The organism is Tenacibaculum aiptasiae (assembly GCF_008806755.1).
Classification (GTDB): domain Bacteria; phylum Bacteroidota; class Bacteroidia; order Flavobacteriales; family Flavobacteriaceae; genus Polaribacter; species Polaribacter aiptasiae.
The window spans coordinates 384,964-407,079 of the sequence record NZ_WAAU01000008.1; the positions used below are offsets into that span (position 1 = coordinate 384,964).

Genomic DNA, 22,116 nt, shown 5'->3' on the forward strand with positions numbered 1-22,116 from the left:
CGGAACATCAAAAAACTCCTCTCTCTTTTTTACATGCTCAGCATCTAAACCAGGAATAATTATTTGTTCATCATCAATATCAATAAATGTTTTAAAATCTAACATATACCTTTGCTCTTTCATAATAATTTTATTAATTTATACTACACAAATTCTTTCTGTGTACTTCTTTAAACATTACTCATTCTTCTTTTTCAGGATACTCTTTAATCTATAAAAACCAGTTAAAAGTTTTCCCTTAATAACATTTTTAACTCTAAAAAATGAATCAATTATGATATAAAAATCTCTACTTAATAAGCATCTACATCAATAATAAAACGAATAGGTCTAAAATCTTTTACTGCTTCAAAAGTATTTTTAACTTTCATCAACTGCTCTTTTGTTTTTCCTAGTGATTGTTTAGGTGGAATTTTTATCACTAAATTTTTAATATACTGATTTCGAATACGAGAAACTGCTGGCGCTGTTGGTCCTAAAACATTTTCTTGAAATATATTTTGTAATGACTTTGCTAACCAGTTTATACCACTATCAACTCTGGTATAATCTTTATGTTTCAAGGTAATTTTAATCAATCTGTAATAAGGAGGATAATGAAACTGCCACCTATCTTGTAATTGTTCCTTATACATTTCTGCATAGTTGGTTGTAGAAACTTGTTGTAATATTTGATGATATGGATTGTAGGTTTGTATAGCTACATTACCTTGTTTCTTTGTTCGTCCTGCCCTACCCGACACCTGTACCATTAACTGATATGCGCGTTCGTGTGCTCTAAAATCAGGGAAATTCAACATAGAATCGGCATTTAAAATACCAACCAATGATACGTTTTCAAAATCTAACCCTTTTGAAAGCATTTGAGTTCCTACCAAAATATCAATTTCTTGAGCCTCAAAAGCACCAATTATTTTTTGATATCCATACTTACCCCGAGTCGTGTCTAAATCCATTCTCCCAATATTATGATTTGGGAATAGTTCTTTTAACTCCAACTCTATTTGTTCTGTTCCAAAACCTTTAGTATCTAAAGTATTACTACCACAAGCTCCACAACTATGAGGCATTGCTCTTTGATAATGGCAATAATGACATTTTAATTCTTTTCGGAATTTATGATAAGTTAAACTTACATCACAATTAGGGCACTGAGGAGATACTCCACAAGTAGTACACTCTACTACAGGCGAGAAACCTCTCCTATTTTGAAATAATATAACTTGCTCTTTTTCCTCTAAAGCTTCGTTCATCATTTTTAATAAACGATCGGAAAAGTGTCCATTCATTTCCTTTTTTCGATGCTTCTCTTTGACATCAATCAGTTCAATTTTTGGCAACTGAATATTACCAAAACGTCTTGTTAACTCAACAAAACCATACTTATTTTGAGTTGCATTATAGTAACTTTCTAAAGATGGTGTTGCCGATCCTAATAATACTTTTGCTTTGTGCAAATGTCCTAAAACTACGGCTGCATCTCGTGCATTATATCTTGGTGAAGGTTCAAACTGTTTGTAAGAAGATTCATGCTCTTCATCAACTACAATTAATCCTAAATTTGAAAAAGGTAAAAAACCTGAAGAACGTGCTCCTAAAATTATTTGTGCTTTGGGTTTATTATCTAACACATTATTCCACACTTCTACACGTTCATTCATTGAATACTTTGAATGAAATACCGATATAAAGTTTCCAAAGTAATTTTGTAAACGAGTTATTATTTGGGTAGTCAAAGCTATTTCTGGCAGCAAAAACAATACTTGTTTTCCAGAAGCGATAACTTCCTTAATCAACTTTACATAAATCTCTGTCTTTCCCGAGCCTGTTACCCCGTGCAATAAAGTAACATTTTGATTTTCAAAAGAAGTTTTTACTTCGTTAAACGCTTGTTCTTGAAACTCATTTAATGCTTTGGTTTCATTCGTTTCTCCTTGATAATTGATTCTATCTGTTTGTATTTGATAGAATTCTAAAATATCTTTTTCTACTAAAGCTTTTAAAACAGCAGAAGAAACTCCTGATTTTTCTTCTAATTCTTTTGCTTTTATTGGCTTTTTAGAAGCTGCTAATTGAAAATATGTAAGAACAGCTTCTCGTTGTTTTTTAGCTCTTGAAAGTTCTTCTAATAAACTTTGAAGTGCCTCATTAGAATTATATAAAGCATTTAATCGAACATATTTAACCAGCTTAGGTTTATATGTTTCGTAAATTTCTTCTTTAATGTAAACGGCACTTTTTTCAATCAGTCCATTAATAATGGGTAAAACTGTTTTCTTTCCTAGTATATCAGCAACTTGATGAATAGTTAATTGAGAATGATGTTGTAAAGCTTCAAAAATTAAAAACTCTTCATCTGTTAAAATATCTTCTTCAGTAAAAGATTCATTTTTATAAATAATAGTCTCACTTTCTAATAAAAATGCAGAGGGTAATGCTGCTCTATATACATCACCTAAAGAACACAAATAATAATTAGAAATCCACTGCCAATGTTTTAATTGTAGTTCATTTACAATAGGCTTATCATCTAATATTTGATGAATATCTTTTGCTTCGTACAGTTCTGGCGCTTTCTGATGTATATCAAATACCAAGGCTGTATAAATTTTACTTTTTCCAAAAGATACTGCTACCCGCATTCCTTTTTTAAGGAATGAAAACTCAGCTTCTGTTACCAAGTAAGTAAAGGTTTTTTGTAGAGGTATGGGTAATATGACGTCGATGAAATATGACATTATTCTATTATTTCTAAAGGTGTTGGAGGCGGTGGTGGATTGTAAAAATTTGTAGAATTTCCTTTATCATCAACAAATGGAATACCTTCGTTCAATATAACTTTTAATGGATATAGTTTTTTAAGAGAATCTATATTCTGCTTATTAAAACTTATTATAAAATTATAATATGATTTTGAAATAGTATCTATCTTGTTATTTAAACTTGTTTTAGAATTATTAAGCTCCCCTAAAAATTCTAAAAATACTAAACTTGTATATGGTGTATCAGCAAATTCAGGATTATTTCTATTATTAAAAAATTGCCTCCTTAACATTTTTTCAAAATTAACCTTATTAAAACTATACTTTATTCTATTATGATAAAATAAACTATCCGTAAAATAATCGATAAATAATATATTTTTAAATTTTATGAACCCACAAACTGCCTTACCACAAACTATAATTTGCCTTATTGAAAAAGGAATATCATTTTTTGATGTTTTTATAAAATATCTCGTTTTTGTACTATGATAATTACTACAAAAAACAGAAGTTAATGATTCAAAACTCTTTACCGTATCTAAATCAAAAACAAAAGTAGAATCTGTATTTTTTTGAGCAGGAAAAACATCTTCCATTGTTAAAACTCTTTCTTTTGGAGTTTTTGAACAGGAAAGTATCACTACTAATAAAACAGGTATTATAAATACTTGAAGCTTTTTCATCTAATATCAAAACTACACAAAAATCACTACATTGTAAACAGAAAAATCAGTGTATTTATGACTTCATTAGAATGGAAAAACAAAGGAAAATTCTTAACAGTTAATAATCAACAAGTTTTTGTGATAGATGAAGGCACATCTGATAATACTCTTGTTATACTACATGGATATCCTACCTCCTCTTTTGATTACTACAAAGCACTCCACTATTTAACTAAACATTATAGAGTAATTATTCATGATCATCTAGGTTTTGGTTTTTCTGACAAGCCTTTAAATTACTCTTATTCTTTAATTGAACAAGCGGATATAGCTCTTTTGCTATGGGAAAAATTAAATCTGGAAAATGTAACTCTCTTAGCACATGATTATGGAACTAGTGTAGCTACAGAAATTATTGCTCGAAGTAATCAACATCAATTAAAAATTACAATTGATAAACTTATTTTATGCAATGGTAGCATGCATATTGAATTAGCTAAACTAAGAACTATTCAGAAATTACTAAAGAACAAACTAACTGGTAAATGGGTTGCTAAATTAGCCAATCAAGCTATTTTCAATAGAAATATTCGAAACATTTATTTTGATAAATCTAAAGTAACCCAACAAGAGCTAAATGAAATGTGGTTACAAATTAATTATAACAATGGTAGAAATATAATCCACTTATTAAGCAATTATATAAACGAACGTTATTTCTTTTGGAATCGTTGGATTGGTGCATTAATTAAGACTGAAATTCCTACCAAAATAGTTTGGGCTACACACGATCCTATTGCTGTTAAAGCTATTGGTGAACAACTGCATAAAGAAATTCCTAATAACAAATTAGTATGGTTAGAAAACACAGGACATTTCCCTATGCTTGAAAATCCAAAAGAATGGAGTGAACTGGTTTTAAGCTAATAAAGTTTTAGCTAATCATTTTTAAATATAATTTTTCAACTTTTGCTCTTGCCCAAGGAGTTGTTCTTAAAAACTTTAAACTCGATTTATACGTTGGATTCTTTTTAAAAACATTAATGTTTAACATCTCTCCCATTTCCTCCCAACCATATTCTAAATATAGTTCTTCTAGCATTGTTGCTAATTTTATTCCGTGTAATGGGTTATTTGGTTGCTCTTGACTCATATTTGATTTAAAGATTGCAAAAATAATAGTTTTACTCAGTCAATCTATCTAATAATTCTCTAACTTTTGTACTATTCCAATCTGCTGGTCCTTTTTTCATCATGGCTATAGCTCCATTTTTATCTACTATAAATGTTGCTGGTATTGTTTGACTATTAAACTCTACTGGCCTTTTACTTAAAGGATTATATGTAGGTAATTTGTAATTGTTTTTCTTATAAAAATCAGAGATAGTACTCCAATCTTCGCTACTCACAAAAATAAATTCAACCTTATCTTTATAATCATTGTATAATTTCTGAATACTTGGCATTTCTGCTCTACAAGGAGGACACCAAGTAGCCCAAAAACTAACAAAAACTACTTTGTTTTTTACCTTATTAAAATCTATACTTTCAGTATTTAAGCCTTTTAAATTCCAATTGTATGTTTTTAAATGTTCTCTTTTTTCTACTTTGATGGTAGATGGAGAAAAAGATATTAATCTAATAAAATACACCTTAGTAGGTGGATATATTAGTAATCCTATAATGATAACAAATACAATATTTGAAATTGATTTTTTTGTAAATTTCATTAATCTAAATTTGGCAATACAAAATCGTTTAACACACTTTTCTTTGCCATCATTTTTTCAATTGCTTTTACAGTTCTCGGTGCTTCTTCTGATAAGTTTACAGGACCATTTTTAGTTATTAAAATATCATCCTCAATACGAACAGCAATTCCCCACCATTTCTTATCACACTTACTCCCTTCTGGTATATAAATACCTGGTTCTACAGTAATAACCATATTTTCTTGAAACTTTCCATAAGTTCCTGGGTCATGTACATCTAATCCAATATGATGCGATGTACCATGAGGAAAATACATATGTTTCTCATCTAATGATTTGATAATTCCTAAATCTAATAAACCTTGATTAATAACTTGTTTTGCTTCTTGACCTGGTTGCCAAAATTGGTTTCCAACTTTAGAAACTGCTATACCAGCATCTTGAGCTTTTAAAACAATATTATAAATTGCTTTTTGCTCTGGAGAAAATTTACCATTAGCAGGAATAGTTCTAGTTACATCGGCGGTATAACCTCTATATTCAGCTCCTAAATCCATTAATACTAACTCGTCGTTTACTCTAGTTTTATTATTTTCTATATAATGTAAAATACATCCATTATTTCCTGCTCCAACTATTGATGGATATCCTTCATATTCTGCTCCGTACTTTTTATATACAAACTCATGAATTCCTTGAATTTCTGTTTCAGACATTTCAGGTTTCATAGCTTTCATCATTTCAATTTGTCCTATTGCCGAAATACGAATTGCTTTGATTAACAACTTCATTTCTTCTTGTGTTTTTACTTCTCTCATTTCTGCAAATCGAGTTGGTAAAAACTGAAGATCAATATTAGATTTCAAATTAAGCTTTACAGCTGCTTTCTCTTGAAACTCTTTTTTAAGCTTGTTGTTTGTAGCATTTTTATACCCCATTAATAATTCATCATTCTTAAAACTTGGGTAGTATGTAATTGCTTTTCCTATTACTTGAGCAACATTAGCACTATTTTCTATAGGTGTAGATTTTATTAACTCATACACATACCTTTTTTCTTTTGATAAAAGTGATGATGCACTATATCCCGATTTATTTTTAAAATCATTAACAAGGTCATATATTTCAGCTTTATTTCTTTCTGAGTTTCTATAATCGTCTTTAAATTTTTCTATAAAAACCTTATCAAACTTTTTAAAATTTAATTTATCAGAAATAAAATCTTCTGCATTTTTAGCAATCTTAAAACCTAATTCTTTTTTTGCTCCTTCTATTCCTAATCGTTTACCATTCCACATTTCTGCTCTAGGATCATTCTTTTGTACGTATAAAACTTCATTATAAGTATTTCCGCTAGCATCTGTTTGATTTTCTGAAAACAATACTAAAACTGCATTGGGCTCACGATATCCTGTTAAATAATAAAAATTTGGATCTTGATGAAAAACATAATCAACATCATTTGCTCTATTTCTAATTGGATTAGCAAAGACCACTGCTACAGAGTTTTTAGGCATTTTAGAGCGTAATATCTCTCTTCTATTTTTATGAAATTCTGCTGATAAATAATCAGTCGGAGTTTGAGCTATTAAAGCATTAAGAGTTCCTAATAAACAAACAAATAGTATTTTCTTTAACATTTTTTAAGTTTTATTACACTCAAATGTAAGATTCTTTCACTGATAACAAGGAAATATTAACATATTTTTAGGTAATAATTCATTAAAATATTAAACAGAATCTGACTATTTGTTTCTCAATTTTTCAATATTTTAGCGATACTTTAAAACAAACAATTTTAAAATGAAAAATACTGCTTTAACACATATTCATGAAGGCTTAGGAGCAAAACTAGTTCCTTTTGCTGGTTATAACATGCCTGTACAATATGAAGGTGTAAATATTGAACACGAAACTGTAAGAAAAGGTGTTGGTGTTTTTGATGTAAGTCACATGGGTGAATTTTTCTTAAAAGGAGAAAATGCTTTGGCTTTAATTCAAAAAATATCATCTAATGATGCTTCAAAATTAGTGCCTGGTAAAGCGCAGTATAGTTGTATGCCAAACGCTGATGGTGGAATTGTTGATGATTTGATTATTTACATGATTAGCGAAAACGAATATATGCTAGTTGTAAATGCTTCTAATATTGAAAAAGATTGGAATTGGATTTCTCAACATAACGATTTAAATGTTGAAATGGAAGATCGTTCTGACGATTGGTCTTTATTAGCAATTCAAGGTCCTAAAGCTGCTGTGGCGATGCAATCGTTAACTTCTGTAGATTTATCTGCTATTAAGTTTTATACTTTTGAAATTACTGATTTTGCTGGTTTACCAAATGTTATTGTTTCTGCTACTGGATATACAGGTTCTGGTGGATTTGAAATTTATGTTAAGAACGAAGATGTAGAAGCTGTATGGAATAAAGTCTTTGAAGCTGGTGCCGACTGGGGAATTAAGCCTATTGGTTTAGCTGCTCGTGACACTTTACGTTTAGAAATGGGATACTGTTTATATGGTAATGATATTGACGATACTACTTCTCCTCTTGAAGCTGGTTTAGGGTGGATTACTAAGTTTACAAAAGACTTTGTAAATGCTGAAGCTTTAAAAGCTCAAAAAGAAGCTGGAGTTACTAGAAAACTAGTTGCTTTTGAATTAACTGAACGTGGTATTCCTCGTAATGATTATGATATTGTAGATGCTGAAGGAAACAAAATAGGAAGAGTTACTTCTGGAACAATGAGTCCTTCTTTAGGTAAAGGAATTGGTTTAGGTTATGTTCCTAAGGAATTATCAAAAGTTGATTCTGAAATTTTCATTCAAGTACGTAAAAAGCAAATACCTGCTAAGGTTGTTAAATTGCCTTTTTATAAAGGATAATTTAATCCATACAATAAAAAAGCAGCTCAGTGAGCTGCTTTTTTTATGAATAGATTTTATGTGATTCTTTTTAGAAGTCATCATCATCATTATTGTTGTTCTTATCCTTTTTTGAAATTTTATTCCAAATTTTAATCTCATCTGCATCAGTTACTCCTTCTAAAATTTCAACATTTACTCCATCAGATAATCCTAATTTAAGATCTTTTCTTTCAAATTTTTGATCTCCTACCTTAATTTCTACATAAGGTTTTTCTGTTTTTCTATCAAACTGTAATAATGCTTCTTTTATAGATAAAACACTATCTTTTTTTGCTAAAACAATTTCAGCATTTGCACTATATCCTGCTCTAATAAAGTATTTATCATCTAAAGATACGTCTGCTTTAATTTTAAATTGCACTGCTCCTCCTTCATCTGTTCCTTTTGGTGCTATGAAATTTAATACTGCTGGGAACTTTTTATCCTCTATTGCTCCAATAGCAACATCAATATTAGTTCCTTTAATTAGTTTTCCTACTTCTGACTCATCTACTTTTCCTTCGAAAATCATTTTTGTCATATCAGCAATACGAGCAATTGTAGTTCCTGCGTTAAAATCGTTTGTTTGTGTAACTTGATATCCTTTTTTAACAGGAATCTCTACAATCATACCAGATGTTGTTGCTCTAATACTAGTGTTAGCTGCATTTCCTAATCCAGATGTTGTTCCTTTTCTAATAATATCCATATCAGAACGTGCATTTGATAATGCTTGTTTTGCATTGTTGTAATTCAATTCTGAATTTTCAAATGCTTGACGAGAAATTACTCCTCTATCAAATAATTTTTTATTTCTATCAAACTGAACTTTTGCATTTTCAAATGACAACTTCGCATTTTTAACACTACCATTAGCTCTATTTAAAGAAGCTACATTTGGTACTACTCTAACTGTTGCAATTAAATCACCCGTTTTTACAATAGCTCCTTCTTCTACAAGTATTTTATCTACAATACCTGTAATTTGAGGTTTTATTTCAACTTCTTCTAAAGGAATTACTTTTCCTGTAGCAACACTCTTTTTTACAATTGTAGCTTTGAATGCTTTTTCTGTTTCATATTCAATTGGGGATGCGCTATTCTTTTTCCCAAACCATATTAACACTACTACTAATGCTAACGCTATTCCGCCAAAAATGATTATTTTTTTCATTGGTATTTATTTATATTCTTGTTAATCGATTTTATTGTTACTCTTCTCTTAATGCTTCTATCGGTTGAATTATAGTGGCCATATAGGCTGGTATAAATCCAATTAATGTTCCTAGCACTATTAATACTGTATATGCTATTAAAACTATAGGAATATCAACAGTTGGATTGGTTAGTAAATCTAATTTATCTATAATCATCAATACGCCTCCTCCGGCTATAATTCCTAATGAGCCTGCTAATAATGTTAAAAATACTGACTCTAATATAATTTGCTGTCTAATTTTAGCTGGCGTTGCTCCTAAAGCTCTTCTAATTCCGATTTCTTTTGTACGTTCTTTTACTGTAATTAAAAGAATGTTACCTATGGCAAATACTCCTGCTATTAAGGTTGCTATCCCAACAAACCATGTTAAAAACTGCATTCCTGTTAAAAAACCAGTTACTTTGGCTATTTCTTTTCCTAAATTAAATCCATTAAAGGCTCTATTATCTTCAGGATGAATTTTATGAATACTTCTAAGTAATACTTTTACATCAGATTCAACTTGCTCTATATTAAACTCTGGTTTTCCTGTTACTACCATCCATTGGAATTTATTTCCTCTGTTATAAACCAATTTAAAGGTACTAAAAGGGATGTGAATATTGTTAGGACCTTCAAACCTTCCTGGTTTATATATACCTATGATTTTATATCCAATATCATTGATTTTTATATAAGTTCCTAAGGCCTCTTCTTTTCTATCGAATAATTGTTTGTATACTTCTGTACTTATAACACAAACCTTTTTATTCTCATCAATATCACTTTGATTTATAAATCTTCCTTCTGTAAGGTTTTTCTTTTGAATTTTATCTAATAATGGATAATCTCCAAAAATTGTAAGATTTGCCGTTTTTAAACCATTTACTACTAAACCTCCAGTAACATTTCTAGGAACAACAAACTCTACTCCATTAACTTCATTTCTAATTTTATCTACATCACTAGTTGTTAACGTTATTTGTCTACCTTCTTGAAATCCTTTAAATGGTTTTGATGTTCTTCCACCAGCCATAAAAACACTATTGGTAGCAAAATCACCAAACATGCTATTAAAACCATTCTCAATTCCTTTAGCAGCCCCTAATAATCCTACTAATAATAGTATTCCCCAGAATGCCCCAAAAATTGTAATTGCAGTTCTTGTTTTGTTTTTACGAATACTTCCGTAAATCTCTTGCCAAGTATCTTTGTCAAATAAAAATTTCATAATTAATCTGCTCTTAAAGCTACTATTGGTTTAATTTTTGCCGCTCTTTTTGCTGGTAAATACCCCGCTATCATTCCTGCTATAATTAATGTTATTGTGGCTCCAACAACAACAGGAGTTGAAACACCTGGATTTAATATAAAATATTGTTTTAAACTAGGCCCTACTGCTTTTAATATTCCTACACCTAATGTTAAACCTAAATATCCAGAAATTGCTGTAATTAAAATTGCTTCTAACATGATCATTAATACTATTGATCTTGGTGTAGCTCCAATTGCTTTTCTAATTCCTAGCTCTTTTGTTCTTTCTTTTACTATGTACACCATTATATTACTAATTCCTACAACTCCGGCAATTAATGTTCCGAAACCAATAATTAAAATTAGTATACCAAGTCCTACCATCATATTCGAAACTTGTTTGTTATCTGAAGCGTAATTACGTATCCTTATTCCTCTTTGATCTAATGGTGCTATTTCATGCTTCTTTTTTAATTCCCTACGCATGTCATTACTAAAAGCTATTGCTTCTTCAATACTTAGCTCAGGATTATAAGTCATTCCAAACTCATCAATATGGTCATTATTACCATAAATTTGTTGCATAGTAGTAAAAGGTATGTAGATATAACGCTCATCACTATCACCTCCTGGATCTGAAAAAACACCTATTATTTTATAAATGATTCCACCAATGTTTAATTGTTTTCCATAAGCACTGACTTGGCCAAATAAATCTTTTTCAACCATTCGACCTATTACAACTACTTTAGACTTTTCTTTTAAATCTCTAATGTTTAGAAAACGTCCTTCAGTTATTTCGGCAGATTCTAATAAATCATATTTTGGATAAACTCCTCTAATGGTATAATTATCTTCTTCTGTTTTGTAAACAACTTTTGCATTTCTCTGTAATCTAGGGCTAATCATTTGAATTTTATCCCCGTATTTTTCTTTCAGAAACTCAAAATCGTCATCTTTAAATTGAATTCTTCTCCCTACTTGATTTCCTTTATAAGCTTTAGTTGTTCTGTTTGACCAAATATAGATTGAGTTAATTGCATCTTTTGCAAACTCATTTTTAAATGTATTTTGAAGTCCATTACCTATTCCAAAAAGTAACGTAAAAAGTAAAATAGCAAAAGCTACTGTAAATCCAGATAAGGCAGAACGCAACTTATTTTTACTAATACTTTGAAATATTTCTCTCCAACGATCTAAATCAAACATAATTAAACTGCTTTAGCCTTTTTAGTTTTTGCATTAGATGTATACTCATCACTTATAATAACACCATCTTTTAGTCGAACAACTCTATTGGTTTGTTCAGCTACTTCTTCCTCATGGGTAATTACAAAAACTGTCATTCCTTCATCATTAATTTCTTTTAACAAATCCATTACAGAATCTGTTGTAGTAGAATCTAAGGCTCCTGTTGGCTCATCTGCTAATACTACTTTTGGTTTTGTTACCAAAGCTCTTGCAATAGCCACACGTTGTTTTTGTCCTCCTGAAAGCTCATTTGGTAAATGGTTTGCCCATTCTTTTAACCCAACTTTTTCTAAATACTCTAATGCTTTTTCTGAACGTTCTTTTCTTCCTACACCTTTATAATAAAGAGGCAATGCTACATTTTCTAAAGCTGTTTTGTATGAAATTAAATTAAACGATTGGAATACAAATCCTAAAAATTTATTACGTAAAACTGCTGCTTTCTTTTCATTTAAATTTTCAATTAATTGACCATTTAAATAATAATTTCCTTCATCATGTGTATCTAATAATCCTACAATATTTAATAAGGTAGATTTTCCAGATCCTGAAGATCCCATAATTGATACAAATTCTCCTTCCTTAATGTGTAAATCTAATCCCTTTAAAACGTGAAGTGAGTCTTTCCCTATAGGATAAGATTTGTGTAAGTTTTCTATTCGAATCATTGCGTTAGTTTATTTTTTTACTAAAATAAATACTGATTCATATTTTTATTGGTAATAAAATGTTAAATCCTTATTTACTTTTCTACTAGACGCTTAATTTTGATTTATGTTACAATATTTTAAAGTTATTTCTAAATTAACCTAATTTTATTTCATATAAATGATTGATTTACCAAACAATAAGAAGATAATTTTATTTGATGGCATTTGTAATTTTTGCAATAATGCTGTGCTAAAAACTATCAATTATGATAAAAAAAATCAATTTGTTTTTGCTTCATTACAATCTGAAATTGGTAAAAAAATCACAAGTTATTTAGGCATAGATACTTCAAAAATTGATTCTATAATACTTTATGAACCAAGTAATGCTTATTATATAAAATCGACCGCAGCTTTAAAAGTGATGACTGAATTTGGGGGCTTTTGGAAAATTGCTAATTTTTTAATGGTATTTCCTGAAGGTTTTCGCAATTTGGTATATGATTATATTGCTAAGAATAGATATAAATGGTTTGGTAAAAAAGAAGAATGCATGATTCCTACTAAAGAAATTCGAGAAAAGTTTTTAGAATAAAAAAGCCCACTTTAAAAGTGAGCTTTCAATTCAAATAATTTCTTTTCTATTAGAAATTAAACCCTAAACCGAATTTAAAGTTTCTTCCTCTTGTTGAGAATCCGAAAACTTCTTGATAATCTTCATTCAAGATATTAGATACGTTAAACATTAATCTAATATTATTATTTAATTTATGATTAGCTGAAAAATCTAAAAGAGAATATGATTCTAAAACTGTATTAACACTTGGCCAAGATCTAAAATCTGTATCATCTCTATCACTTACAAATTGGTAATTCAACCCTAAGTTTGTTGCTTTATAAGTATAGTTTACACCAGCATTAATTTTATGCTTTGGAATTCTAATTGCTATATCATCATTTTTAGTATAAGCATAATTAGCATTTAATTGTAAATCCTTAGTTACAGAATAATTTGCTGTAAACTCTAAACCTTTAATAGTAGTATTTCCTAAATTATCCATTTTAGAAATTGTTGAGTTATATGCTATAATATTTTTTACATCTCTGTTAAAATAAACTGCATTTAATACAAGCGAATTGTATTTATACTCTACTCCTCCTTCATAAGTAGTACTTTCTTGAGGTTTTAAATCTATATTTCCCCATGACGCATATAATTCTTGGACTGATGGAGCTAAAAATGCAGTACTATATGACCCTAAAAACTTAACATATCCGTTTTCTTGCTTTATAGTATAAGATGGGTTTGCATTGTATACAAAGTGATTTCCATATTTATTATGATTATTTAATCTAACCCCAGCATTAATGTTTAATCCAAAATCAGATACATATACTGCATTTACATATGGATCTATTAATCTAGCTATTGGTTTTTCACTATATACCGTTTTAACAATTTCAGTTTGTCCAAAAGGTTTTGCATAAGTTTCAATACTGTTATCTTGGTAGTTAATACCTCCAACTAAGTATAATTTATCAAATTTATGCTTTACATATGCATCAATGATATAGTTTTCTCCGTAGCTTCTACCTGGAGATGATGTTGCTGTTCTATCACTTTTATATTTACTATAAGCAGCGTTTAAATGAATGCTTCCATTTTCATATTTATACTCTGGAGCTATACCAACTCTATAGCTTACATCTTCTGAAAAGTTATTTGCATCAGTAAATGCACCTGCATCATAGTTATTATCAAACTCACTGTAACTACCAAAAGCGTTAATTTTAAATTTATTATTGAATCTATATCCTAATTTTAAATTAGTTCCAACTCTTTGAAAAGTATCTCCACCAAATACTTGATTAGCATTTTCTGATTTTGCTGCCGAAATTCCATTTGCTTGTAGAGATGAAAATCCAACTAAATAATTAAATTTATTAATTTTACCATTTACATTAGCATTAGTTTGAATAACGGTTCCGTCTTCTGAATCTTGTGTATTATTGGTTCCAAAAAGTAAAGCTAAATCTGTATTAACATGACCGCTTTTTGCTTCTTTTAATTTAATATTGATTACTGCTGTTGTTGCTCCAGTACCATATAATGTACTTGCTGCTCCTTTAATAATTTCTACAGATTCTACTTCGTTTAAGTCTAATAACCTTAAATCGTAACCTCCTGAAACTCCTGCTGGATTTGAAACTTGAATTCCATCAATTAATACTACAACTTCTTTTGTTTTTCCTCCTCTGATAAAAAGTCCTAAATTTTGTCCATTAGAACTTGTATTACCATTAATTTCAATACCTGCTACAGTATTAATTAAATCAACTAAATTTCTCCCTTGATTTTTCTTAATCGTTTCTGCTGTTATCTTATGAACAACTTTCCCCGAATTTTCCTTTTTTAATTTAAACCTTGAATCTGTGATTACCACTTCATCTAAAATTTCTGATTTTTCTTGCTCTTGAGCAAAAGATTTTGTGCTAGCAAAAGACAATGCTACCGCACCAACAATTAGTAATTGTTTTTTCATTGATAATGATTTAATTTTACAATTAATCAGGTTAAATTTTTGTACAAAAAAGTTTTAAGTACGCTAACTTTTATCCCGAAAGTTTTACATATTTTTCTTGGCAGGTCTCCTGGCTTGCGTCTTGTAACTTACCTTCCCGTTAATAAACAGTGGCAAAAAGATTTAGTTACAAGCTTTATAGCTTACAGTTGCGGGAACAGCTTCAGATTTTAACTGAATTCCCTTTTAATTTTCTCTATTGAAAATAGAGAAAAACCAAAAATCGGGGCAAATCTATAACTTTATTATAAATTATCTCCAATTAAATCATTATATTTTGAGAATTTTCTTTTTAGATTATCAGAAATATTGTAATATTTAGGATGTATCATTGATGCTAAACACTCTATTCCATCTACTAAAGTACCAGCTGATGATTGTGTAAACATAGCAAAGTCTGCTATATAAACTTCTCCATTTTTAACAGCTTTTAAAGTTTTCCATTCTGGTTTTTCTTCTAAAAACGTCATATCTTCTAACGTTCTTTCAATTCCATAGCCACACGGAGCTATTACCAATACTTCTGGGTCATATTTTACAATTTTATCCCATGAAATAACAATACTATCTCCAGAAGGATGTGATAATAAATCTATTCCTCCTGCATAACCTATTTGATGAGGAATCCAATGACCACAATTAAATAATGGATCAATCCATTCAAGCAACATTACACTTTTAGATTGAATTCTGTTAGCTCTTTGAACATCTACAATATTATAAATTCGCTCTCTTAGTTTATTTACATAATTAACTCCGACTTCTGCTTTATTCATAGCTCTAGCTATAGTAAGCGCATTATCAAATACATCTTCTAAAGAATTTGGTGTTATAGAAATTAACTCTGGAGTCTTTTTTAATTTATATGCTGATTTTGCTACCGATTCGGTATCTATTTGACAAACATCACATACATCTTGTGTAAAAATAATATCTGGAGCTATATTCTCTAAAACTGGTTCATCTACATAATATAAAGTACCTCCTTCAGCTTTAGTCTTTGAAAAAATAGCTGTAATTTCTTTACTTGTTAATGTTTTACCTTCTAATTTGTACCTAACTGCAACCTTCTTTTCTTGCAAAGCAATTGCTGGACATTCAAATGTGATTCCTTGTAAATAATCTTGCAACCCCATATCATAAATCATTTGAGTTACTGCTGGCATAAAAGAAGATACTTTCATAGATATTTAAATTTGGTTCGCAAAAATACATAGTTCTCATTTATAATTTTCTTTTTCTAAAAAATCTTTCCAATATTTGCTTACAATTTATTTCTTCAACATGATTTATTATATAACAGGTGGTGAGCGATCAGGGAAAAGTAGTTATGCTCAGCAATTAGCCGAATCATTATCAAATACTCCGTATTATTTAGCTACTTCTAGAATTTGGGATCATGATTTTAAAAAACGAGTAAACAGACATATTTCAGATAGAGACGAACGTTGGACTACCATTGAAGAAGAAAAACTAATCAGTACAAAAATTACTAAAGAAATGACTGTAGTTATTGATTGTGTTACTTTATGGCTTACCAACTTTTTTGTAGATACTAAATATGATATTGAAAAAGCTTTAAAATTAGCTAAGAAGGAAATTGATGCTTTGGAAGAAATAGATGCAAAAATTATTATTATTTCTAATGAAATTGGTATGGGGTTACATGCTAATTCTGAATCTGGAAGAAAATTTACAGAACTACAAGGTTGGGTAAATCAATATATAGCAAAAAAAGCAGATAAAGCCACATTCATGGTATCTGGTTTGCCTTTAACCTTAAAATAACTAACAATGTATACTACTAACATAACTCCTTTATCAGAAAACATTAAAGAACAATTACAAGAGAAAATTGATTTTAAAACAAAACCTATAGGCTCTTTAGGAGTACTAGAAAATATAGCCTTACAAATAGGATTAATTCAAAATACTGTTTCTCCTACACTATCAAAGCCTTCAATAGTTGTTTTTGCTGGTGATCATGGTATTGTAAATTCTAGTTCAGTTACTCCATATCCGCAAGAAGTTACGCAACAAATGGTACATAACTTTTTAAACAGTGGAGCTGCTATTAATACTTTTTGTAATCAAAACAACATAGAGCTAAAAATAGTAGATGCAGGTGTAAATGCTAATTTTGAGACTTCTCCTAACCTAATAGATGCTAAAATTTCAAAAGGAACTAAAGACTACAGTTTAGAAAAAGCAATGAGTACTGAAGAATGCTTGTTAGCTTTAGAAAAAGGTAAACTAATTGTCCAAGAAATATTTAAAAACGGCACCAACATTATTGGCTTTGGCGAAATGGGGATCGGTAATACTTCAGCTGCTTCTCTTTTAATGAGTTATTTCACTACTATTTCAATTGAACAGTGTGTTGGAAAAGGAACAGGATTAAATGATGAAGGTATCATTAAAAAAGCAGAGATTCTTCGTAAAGCTTTTGATTTACATATTAACAAAATACAATCTCCAATTGATGCCTTAGCTTCTTTTGGTGGTTTTGAAATTGTAATGATGTGTGGTGCTATTTTAGAAGCCGCTTCATTAAAAATGACCATTCTAATTGATGGTTTTATTGTTACTTCAGCATTACTAGCTGCACAAGCTATCAATAAAAACGTATTAGATTATTGTATCTTTTGCCATACATCAGGTGAACAAGGACATGAAAAAATGTTAAATTTTTTAAAAGTAAAACCTTTACTTAATTTAGGTTTACGTTTAGGTGAAGGGACAGGTGCTGCAATTGCTTTTCCTATTATAAAATCGGCTATTAGTTTTTTAAATGAAATGGCTACTTTTAAGAGTGCTAATGTTTCAGAAGCTTAAATTTATTATGAAAAAACAAGTTCACTATTTTTTGACTGCAGTACTATTTTTTACGAGAATCCCTTGTCCTAAATGGGTCGATCACTCACCTGAAATTTTAAATAAAAGTAGTCGTTATTTTTCTTTAGTAGGCACACTCATTGGAGCTATTTCTGCAGCTATATATTATGGCGCTTCTCATGTTTTCAATCCAGCTATTTCTATTATACTTAGTATTGTTGCTTCAATCTGGACCACAGGAGCTTTTCATGAAGACGGCTTTGCTGATGTTTGTGATGGTTTTGGTGGTGGGTGGACTAAAGAAAAAATTCTAACAATAATGAAAGATTCCAGATTAGGTACTTTTGGTGTTGTTGGCTTGGTTTCTATACTTTCATTAAAAACAGTAAGTTTATATGAACTTAGCATAAACTCAAAAAATATTCCTTTAATCATTATTACTGGGCACACTATAAGTAGATTTATAGCTACAATATTGCTATATACACATGAATATGTAAGAGATATTGACAGTTCTAAAGTGAAACCTACAACTCAGAAAATGAGTAGTAAATCAATTATCATTTCTGGTTTCTTTGGTCTTCTACCTCTTCTGTTTTTTGAAAACTTTAAAATCTTTGGTGTACTAATTCCATTAATAATTACTTATTTATATATGGGGAATTTTTTTAAAAAATGGATTGGTGGTCAAACAGGAGATTGTGCAGGTGCTTTGCAGCAAGTTTCTGAAGTTGTTTTTTATTTATCATTACTAGTTACATGGAAATTATTTTAGTTCGTCATACAACACCAGATATTGAAAAAGGAGTTTGTTATGGGCAAGCAGATATTCCTTTAACTAACACATTTCGTGAAGAAATTCAACCTATTATAAAAGAGATTAATTTTAATAATTCTGATACTCTATATTTTTCAAGCCCTTTAAAACGTTGTAAATTATTAGCTAAAGAATTAAGTAATACAATTAACTTTGACGATCGTTTAAAAGAACTTGATTTTGGTGATTGGGAATTAAAAAAATGGAACGATATTGATAAAGAAGAGCTTAATATTTGGATGAATGATTTTGTTAATATTCCTGCAACAAATGGAGAATCATATGTTGATTTACATACAAGAACAGTTAATTTCTTAAATGAAATATTATTACTCAATAAAGAACGAATTGTTATTGTAACACATGCTGGTGTTATAAGAAGTTTATCGGCTTATATAAATAAGACTCCTTTAGATAAATCTTTTAATTTAAAATTAAATTACGGTCACATTATAAAATTTACCCTATAATTAAAATGAAATATAATATTTTACTTATCGTCATTTCTTTTTTATTTCTTCAATGCAAGAAATCAGAAAATAAAGAAATTTCTAAATCAGAAACTATTAGTAGCCCTATCAAATATGCAAAAGGATTTGATATTATCACGCAAGGAGGGCAAAAAAAACTAGTATTTAAAAGAGTATTTCAAAACTCAAAAAAACAATTTGTTTATACTCTTAGTAATAGTACTAATATTTCTAAAAATGAAATAAAAACTCCTATTGAAAGGTTAGTTGTTACAAGTACTACTCATGTACCTATGTTAGAGCTGTTAAGTAGTGAGGAAAAATTAATAGGATTTCCTCACACAAAATATATTTCTTCAGAAAAAACTAGAAAGCGAATTGAAGAAGGTAAAATTGTCGAGCTAGGTTCTGAACAGAATATGAATACTGAAAAGTTAATGGATTTACATCCTGAATTAGTTATTGCTTTTTCATTACATCCTAATAATAAATTATATGAAAACATTAAAAAAACTGGAATACCTGTTATTTTTAATGGAGATTGGCTAGAAGAAACTCCTTTAGGGAGAGCTGAATGGATTAAATTTTTTGGTGCTTTACTTAATAAAGAAAAAGAAGCTGATAGTATTTTTAAAACTATAGAACAAAATTATCTGAAAGCTAAAGAAATAGCTAAAAACAATAAGGGTAAACAACCTACAGTTTTATCTGGTAGTATGTTTAAAAATGTATGGAATGTTCCTGCTGGAGAAAGTTTTATGGCAACTTATTTAAAAGATGCTAACTTAAATTATTTATGGAAAAACACTAAAGGAACTGGTAGTTTACAATTGAGTTTTGAAAGTATTTTAGATAAAGGTAAACATGCCGATTACTGGATAGGTTGTGGCTTATTTGAAACCAAAGAACAATTAGTAAGTGCAAATAATCATTACAAAGAATTTGATGCTTTAAATAATGGAAGTGTTTATACAATTGGAAGTAAAAAAGGAAAAACTGGTGGTTTTTTGTATTTTGAATTAGCTCCTGTTAGACCTGATTTAGTTTTAAAAGATTTTATAAAAATTACCAATCCAAAATTATTACCTGATTATAATTTAACCTTTTTTGATCAATTGAAATAATTATTCCTCTATAGTTCTAAAAGTCAAATTTATTCTAGGTCTATGCACCTTTTTTGTTGGTGGTAATCTATGTAACCAATATGTTTGTGTTTCATCTTTCATCACCAACAAAGAACCGTGTTCTAAGACTTTATAAACTGTTTCTTTGGTTTCTTTGTGTTTAAACCCAAACTTACGCTCTGCTCCTAAAGTTAGCGATGCTATTGCTCCATTTTTCTTTAAATCTTTTTCTCCATCCGAATGCCAAGCCATTCCTTCAGAACCATCGTGATATAAATTCAGTAAGCACGAATTATACGTTTCTTTAGTTTCTTTTTCAACCAATTCTTTTAACGCTAATAATTCTTCATTGAAAATAAGTGCTGTTTTGGTTCTATTCGAATATGAATATTCAAATGGCTTTTCTGCATACCAAGCTACTTTTCGTTTTGTAGTTATTAATTTTCCAAAAACAATAGCTTCATCATTTTTCCAAGCTATAGAGTTTAAAAGAACATCATAATATTTATCAGCCTCTTCCCTACTTAAAACTATACCATGGTAGTTTACAGTTCCGTCTTTCGGAAGTAGATTAATAGGTGAATCGGTAAATTGAGAAAATAAATCCATAGAGTATAAAAATAAAAAACTCCCACTTAATGCGAGAGCTTTATATTATTTAATTCTTGTTTTAATGTCTGAACTTATTACGTGTTACAATGGCTTTAAGTTTTTGTTTTAAATCCCTTCCTGTATCATAAACCATTTGCTCATTTGATGGAAAACGTACTGCTCTAACTTTAATTAATCCTAAAAACGTATCATCTAAAGCTCTTTTGTCTCCATCATAATCTGCATAAATATGTTCAAAAACAAATTCACTTTGAATTGGAAATCTTTCTACTAATTGATTATTTGCATTGTCTATATATTTAACAACACCACTAACTTTACTACTTTTAAATTGAGTAAATTTATATAAGTGACATCTTACTTTTCTAAATTTATCTACTTTAATTTTATTTCCTAAACTATCTTTTACAAACGCTCCTTGATCGTTTTTTAAATATTTAAAGCCGTCTTTAATTCTTCTTTCTTTTACAATCTCCTTTTCACGAATTTGTTCAGGAGAAACATCTATATTTCTTAGATTCAACTCTAAATCAAAATCATATCTTACTCTTGAATCTCTTTTTGAATGGTATACTGTCCATAAATCATTTAACCCATAAGTATCAATTGCTAATAAGTCATTTTCTAACCTTCTAGGAATAATTTGTCTTGTTTCATTATGTACCGATAAGAAAACAAAATCAGTTCCTTTCGCATGTGCTTCCTCTATTAAACTCCTCGTATTTTTATAGTTTGGATTGATTTTATCTAAGTATTGAAACTCATCAAAAGCTCTTCTATAATTCATTTTATTATAACTTCCGTTTGCTAACAAATCTTTAGCTTTTTGATATAAAAAATTTGAATAATTTTCTTTTGAAGTTATAATTTGATCGTCATAGTTTACAATTCGAAAACTCACATTATTACCTGATATAACATCTTTTAAAGGTAATAATGGTTTGATTCGTTCTTGTCTATTATTTAATCGTTGATATAAACTATAAATAGTTTCTAAATTTTCTGGATTATTCTCTTTTTCTAAAAATTCTATTTTAGATACATCTCTATCTACTGCTTTATTAAAAGCATTCTTAAGCATAATAACATAAGGCTGATTCTTTTTCTTATACTTATTTCTTGCTAAGTTTTTTATAGATAATGAAATTGCTTTTTCATAATCACCTGAATTAATTGCTTTTTCTGTAGTTTTTACACTACTACACGAAAGCATAATAAAGATTGAAGATAGTAGTAGTAAAGTAGTTTTGTTCATAAAATTTAAGTTTCGATAG

At 29.2% G+C, this 22,116-nt stretch carries 21 protein-coding genes and 1 riboswitch; of the genes, 8 read left to right on the plus strand and 13 right to left on the minus strand.

All coding sequences use genetic code 11. From position 1 onward, the window contains the following. Positions 1-293: 293 nt before the first annotated feature. Together priA and F7018_RS04630 are read right to left on the minus strand one after the other, a co-directional pair. A complete protein-coding gene (gene priA, locus F7018_RS04625; RefSeq protein ID WP_150898843.1) occupies positions 294-2,738 on the minus strand; it encodes a replication restart helicase PriA in 2,445 nt (814 codons plus the stop codon). Further along, complete coding sequence (locus tag F7018_RS04630) at positions 2,738-3,448, minus strand: hypothetical protein (RefSeq protein ID WP_150898844.1); 711 nt, start codon at positions 3,446-3,448, stop codon at positions 2,738-2,740. Before F7018_RS04630 ends, priA begins: the two co-directional genes overlap by 1 nt. A gap of 57 nt (positions 3,449-3,505) precedes the next feature. On the opposite strand from F7018_RS04630, the gene F7018_RS04635 reads away from it, so the two are divergent. Further along, on the plus strand, positions 3,506-4,357 hold the full coding sequence (locus tag F7018_RS04635; RefSeq protein ID WP_150898845.1) for an alpha/beta fold hydrolase: 852 nt from the start codon (positions 3,506-3,508) through the stop codon (positions 4,355-4,357). 7 nt (positions 4,358-4,364) lie between these two features. On the opposite strand, the gene F7018_RS04640 is transcribed toward F7018_RS04635, so the two are convergent. The 3 genes from F7018_RS04640 to F7018_RS04650 are packed head-to-tail and all read right to left on the minus strand — an operon-like array spanning position 4,365 to position 6,782. Beyond that, on the minus strand, positions 4,365-4,583 hold the full coding sequence (locus tag F7018_RS04640; protein WP_150898846.1) for a VF530 family protein: 219 nt from the start codon (positions 4,581-4,583) through the stop codon (positions 4,365-4,367). Positions 4,584-4,614: 31 nt separating this feature from the next. After that, entirely contained in the window at positions 4,615-5,160 is a 546-nt protein-coding gene (locus F7018_RS04645; RefSeq protein WP_150898847.1) for a TlpA family protein disulfide reductase, read from the minus strand. Next, the gene (locus F7018_RS04650) at positions 5,160-6,782 is read right to left on the minus strand and encodes an aminopeptidase P family protein (RefSeq protein WP_150898848.1); all 1,623 of its coding nucleotides are present in this window, start codon (positions 6,780-6,782) and stop codon (positions 5,160-5,162) included. The genes F7018_RS04645 and F7018_RS04650 overlap by 1 nt, the downstream gene beginning before the upstream one ends. A gap of 163 nt (positions 6,783-6,945) precedes the next feature. Between F7018_RS04650 and gcvT the strand changes: the two genes are divergently transcribed. Continuing rightward, on the plus strand, positions 6,946-8,028 hold the full coding sequence (gcvT, locus tag F7018_RS04655; protein WP_150898849.1) for a glycine cleavage system aminomethyltransferase GcvT: 1,083 nt from the start codon (positions 6,946-6,948) through the stop codon (positions 8,026-8,028). 70 nt (positions 8,029-8,098) lie between these two features. Here the strand turns inward: gcvT and F7018_RS04660 are convergent, their stop codons facing one another. From F7018_RS04660 to F7018_RS04675, 4 genes are read right to left on the minus strand one after another with little or no spacing between them, the layout of a single operon-like run. Further along, entirely contained in the window at positions 8,099-9,223 is a 1,125-nt protein-coding gene (locus F7018_RS04660; protein ID WP_150898850.1) for an efflux RND transporter periplasmic adaptor subunit, read from the minus strand. Positions 9,224-9,260: 37 nt separating this feature from the next. Next, positions 9,261-10,478: an ABC transporter permease gene (locus F7018_RS04665; RefSeq protein ID WP_150898851.1), complete on the minus strand. Its 1,218-nt coding sequence runs from the start codon at positions 10,476-10,478 to the stop codon at positions 9,261-9,263. A gap of 2 nt (positions 10,479-10,480) precedes the next feature. Next, on the minus strand, positions 10,481-11,710 hold the full coding sequence (locus F7018_RS04670) for an ABC transporter permease (RefSeq protein WP_150898852.1): 1,230 nt from the start codon (positions 11,708-11,710) through the stop codon (positions 10,481-10,483). A 2-nt stretch (positions 11,711-11,712) separates the two neighbouring features. Beyond that, positions 11,713-12,420: an ABC transporter ATP-binding protein gene (locus F7018_RS04675; protein WP_150898853.1), complete on the minus strand. Its 708-nt coding sequence runs from the start codon at positions 12,418-12,420 to the stop codon at positions 11,713-11,715. 160 nt (positions 12,421-12,580) lie between these two features. Here F7018_RS04675 and F7018_RS04680 point away from each other — a divergent pair, with 160 nt between their 5' ends. Continuing rightward, a complete protein-coding gene (locus tag F7018_RS04680; protein WP_150898854.1) occupies positions 12,581-12,997 on the plus strand; it encodes a thiol-disulfide oxidoreductase DCC family protein in 417 nt (138 codons plus the stop codon). A gap of 49 nt (positions 12,998-13,046) precedes the next feature. Here the strand turns inward: F7018_RS04680 and F7018_RS04685 are convergent, their stop codons facing one another. Next, the gene (locus F7018_RS04685) at positions 13,047-14,945 is read right to left on the minus strand and encodes a TonB-dependent receptor plug domain-containing protein (protein WP_150898855.1); all 1,899 of its coding nucleotides are present in this window, start codon (positions 14,943-14,945) and stop codon (positions 13,047-13,049) included. 82 nt (positions 14,946-15,027) lie between these two features. Further along, positions 15,028-15,220: riboswitch (cobalamin riboswitch) on the minus strand. A gap of 9 nt (positions 15,221-15,229) precedes the next feature. Continuing rightward, positions 15,230-16,168, minus strand: a complete 939-nt coding sequence (locus F7018_RS04690; RefSeq protein ID WP_246175044.1) for an ABC transporter substrate-binding protein — start codon at positions 16,166-16,168, stop codon at positions 15,230-15,232. 100 nt (positions 16,169-16,268) lie between these two features. On the opposite strand from F7018_RS04690, the gene F7018_RS04695 reads away from it, so the two are divergent. Genes F7018_RS04695 through F7018_RS04715 form a run of 5 tightly spaced genes read left to right on the plus strand, consistent with a single transcriptional unit; the run spans position 16,269 to position 20,230 of the window. Next, positions 16,269-16,772 carry a bifunctional adenosylcobinamide kinase/adenosylcobinamide-phosphate guanylyltransferase gene (locus F7018_RS04695; RefSeq protein ID WP_150898857.1) on the plus strand — a complete coding sequence of 168 codons (504 nt, stop codon included), beginning with the start codon at positions 16,269-16,271 and terminating at the stop codon, positions 16,770-16,772. A 6-nt stretch (positions 16,773-16,778) separates the two neighbouring features. Further along, a complete protein-coding gene (cobT, locus tag F7018_RS04700; protein WP_150898858.1) occupies positions 16,779-17,819 on the plus strand; it encodes a nicotinate-nucleotide--dimethylbenzimidazole phosphoribosyltransferase in 1,041 nt (346 codons plus the stop codon). A gap of 7 nt (positions 17,820-17,826) precedes the next feature. After that, positions 17,827-18,594, plus strand: a complete 768-nt coding sequence (locus F7018_RS04705) for an adenosylcobinamide-GDP ribazoletransferase (RefSeq protein ID WP_150898859.1) — start codon at positions 17,827-17,829, stop codon at positions 18,592-18,594. Then, positions 18,579-19,106 carry an alpha-ribazole phosphatase gene (gene cobC / locus F7018_RS04710; RefSeq protein ID WP_150898860.1) on the plus strand — a complete coding sequence of 176 codons (528 nt, stop codon included), beginning with the start codon at positions 18,579-18,581 and terminating at the stop codon, positions 19,104-19,106. Before F7018_RS04705 ends, cobC begins: the two co-directional genes overlap by 16 nt. Positions 19,107-19,111: 5 nt before the next feature. Further along, positions 19,112-20,230, plus strand: coding sequence for an ABC transporter substrate-binding protein (locus tag F7018_RS04715; RefSeq protein WP_150898861.1), 1,119 nt, complete (start codon positions 19,112-19,114; stop codon positions 20,228-20,230). Here the strand turns inward: F7018_RS04715 and F7018_RS04720 are convergent, their stop codons facing one another. Then, entirely contained in the window at positions 20,231-20,839 is a 609-nt protein-coding gene (locus F7018_RS04720) for an alpha-ketoglutarate-dependent dioxygenase AlkB family protein (RefSeq protein ID WP_150898862.1), read from the minus strand. Between the two features lie 61 nt (positions 20,840-20,900). After that, positions 20,901-22,097: a hypothetical protein gene (locus F7018_RS04725; protein ID WP_150898863.1), complete on the minus strand. Its 1,197-nt coding sequence runs from the start codon at positions 22,095-22,097 to the stop codon at positions 20,901-20,903. Positions 22,098-22,116 lie beyond the last annotated feature (19 nt).

Coding starts and splice junctions, on each gene's coding strand:
- F7018_RS04670 (WP_150898852.1), bottom strand. CDS start 11,710: ATGTTTGATTTAGATCGTTGGAGAGAAATATTTCAAAGTATTAGTAAA.
- priA (WP_150898843.1), bottom strand. CDS start 2,738: ATGTCATATTTCATCGACGTCATATTACCCATACCTCTACAAAAAACC.
- F7018_RS04630 (WP_150898844.1), bottom strand. CDS start 3,448: ATGAAAAAGCTTCAAGTATTTATAATACCTGTTTTATTAGTAGTGATA.
- F7018_RS04650 (WP_150898848.1), bottom strand. CDS start 6,782: ATGTTAAAGAAAATACTATTTGTTTGTTTATTAGGAACTCTTAATGCT.
- F7018_RS04680 (WP_150898854.1), top strand. CDS start 12,581: ATGATTGATTTACCAAACAATAAGAAGATAATTTTATTTGATGGCATT.
- cobT (WP_150898858.1), top strand. CDS start 16,779: ATGTATACTACTAACATAACTCCTTTATCAGAAAACATTAAAGAACAA.
- F7018_RS04705 (WP_150898859.1), top strand. CDS start 17,827: ATGAAAAAACAAGTTCACTATTTTTTGACTGCAGTACTATTTTTTACG.
- F7018_RS04720 (WP_150898862.1), bottom strand. CDS start 20,839: ATGGATTTATTTTCTCAATTTACCGATTCACCTATTAATCTACTTCCG.
- F7018_RS04725 (WP_150898863.1), bottom strand. CDS start 22,097: ATGAACAAAACTACTTTACTACTACTATCTTCAATCTTTATTATGCTT.
- F7018_RS04635 (WP_150898845.1), top strand. CDS start 3,506: ATGACTTCATTAGAATGGAAAAACAAAGGAAAATTCTTAACAGTTAAT.
- cobC (WP_150898860.1), top strand. CDS start 18,579: ATGGAAATTATTTTAGTTCGTCATACAACACCAGATATTGAAAAAGGA.
- F7018_RS04690 (WP_246175044.1), bottom strand. CDS start 16,168: ATGAAAGTATCTTCTTTTATGCCAGCAGTAACTCAAATGATTTATGAT.
- F7018_RS04645 (WP_150898847.1), bottom strand. CDS start 5,160: ATGAAATTTACAAAAAAATCAATTTCAAATATTGTATTTGTTATCATT.
- F7018_RS04675 (WP_150898853.1), bottom strand. CDS start 12,420: ATGATTCGAATAGAAAACTTACACAAATCTTATCCTATAGGGAAAGAC.
- F7018_RS04695 (WP_150898857.1), top strand. CDS start 16,269: ATGATTTATTATATAACAGGTGGTGAGCGATCAGGGAAAAGTAGTTAT.
- F7018_RS04715 (WP_150898861.1), top strand. CDS start 19,112: ATGAAATATAATATTTTACTTATCGTCATTTCTTTTTTATTTCTTCAA.
- gcvT (WP_150898849.1), top strand. CDS start 6,946: ATGAAAAATACTGCTTTAACACATATTCATGAAGGCTTAGGAGCAAAA.
- F7018_RS04665 (WP_150898851.1), bottom strand. CDS start 10,478: ATGAAATTTTTATTTGACAAAGATACTTGGCAAGAGATTTACGGAAGT.
- F7018_RS04640 (WP_150898846.1), bottom strand. CDS start 4,583: ATGAGTCAAGAGCAACCAAATAACCCATTACACGGAATAAAATTAGCA.
- F7018_RS04685 (WP_150898855.1), bottom strand. CDS start 14,945: ATGAAAAAACAATTACTAATTGTTGGTGCGGTAGCATTGTCTTTTGCT.
- F7018_RS04660 (WP_150898850.1), bottom strand. CDS start 9,223: ATGAAAAAAATAATCATTTTTGGCGGAATAGCGTTAGCATTAGTAGTA.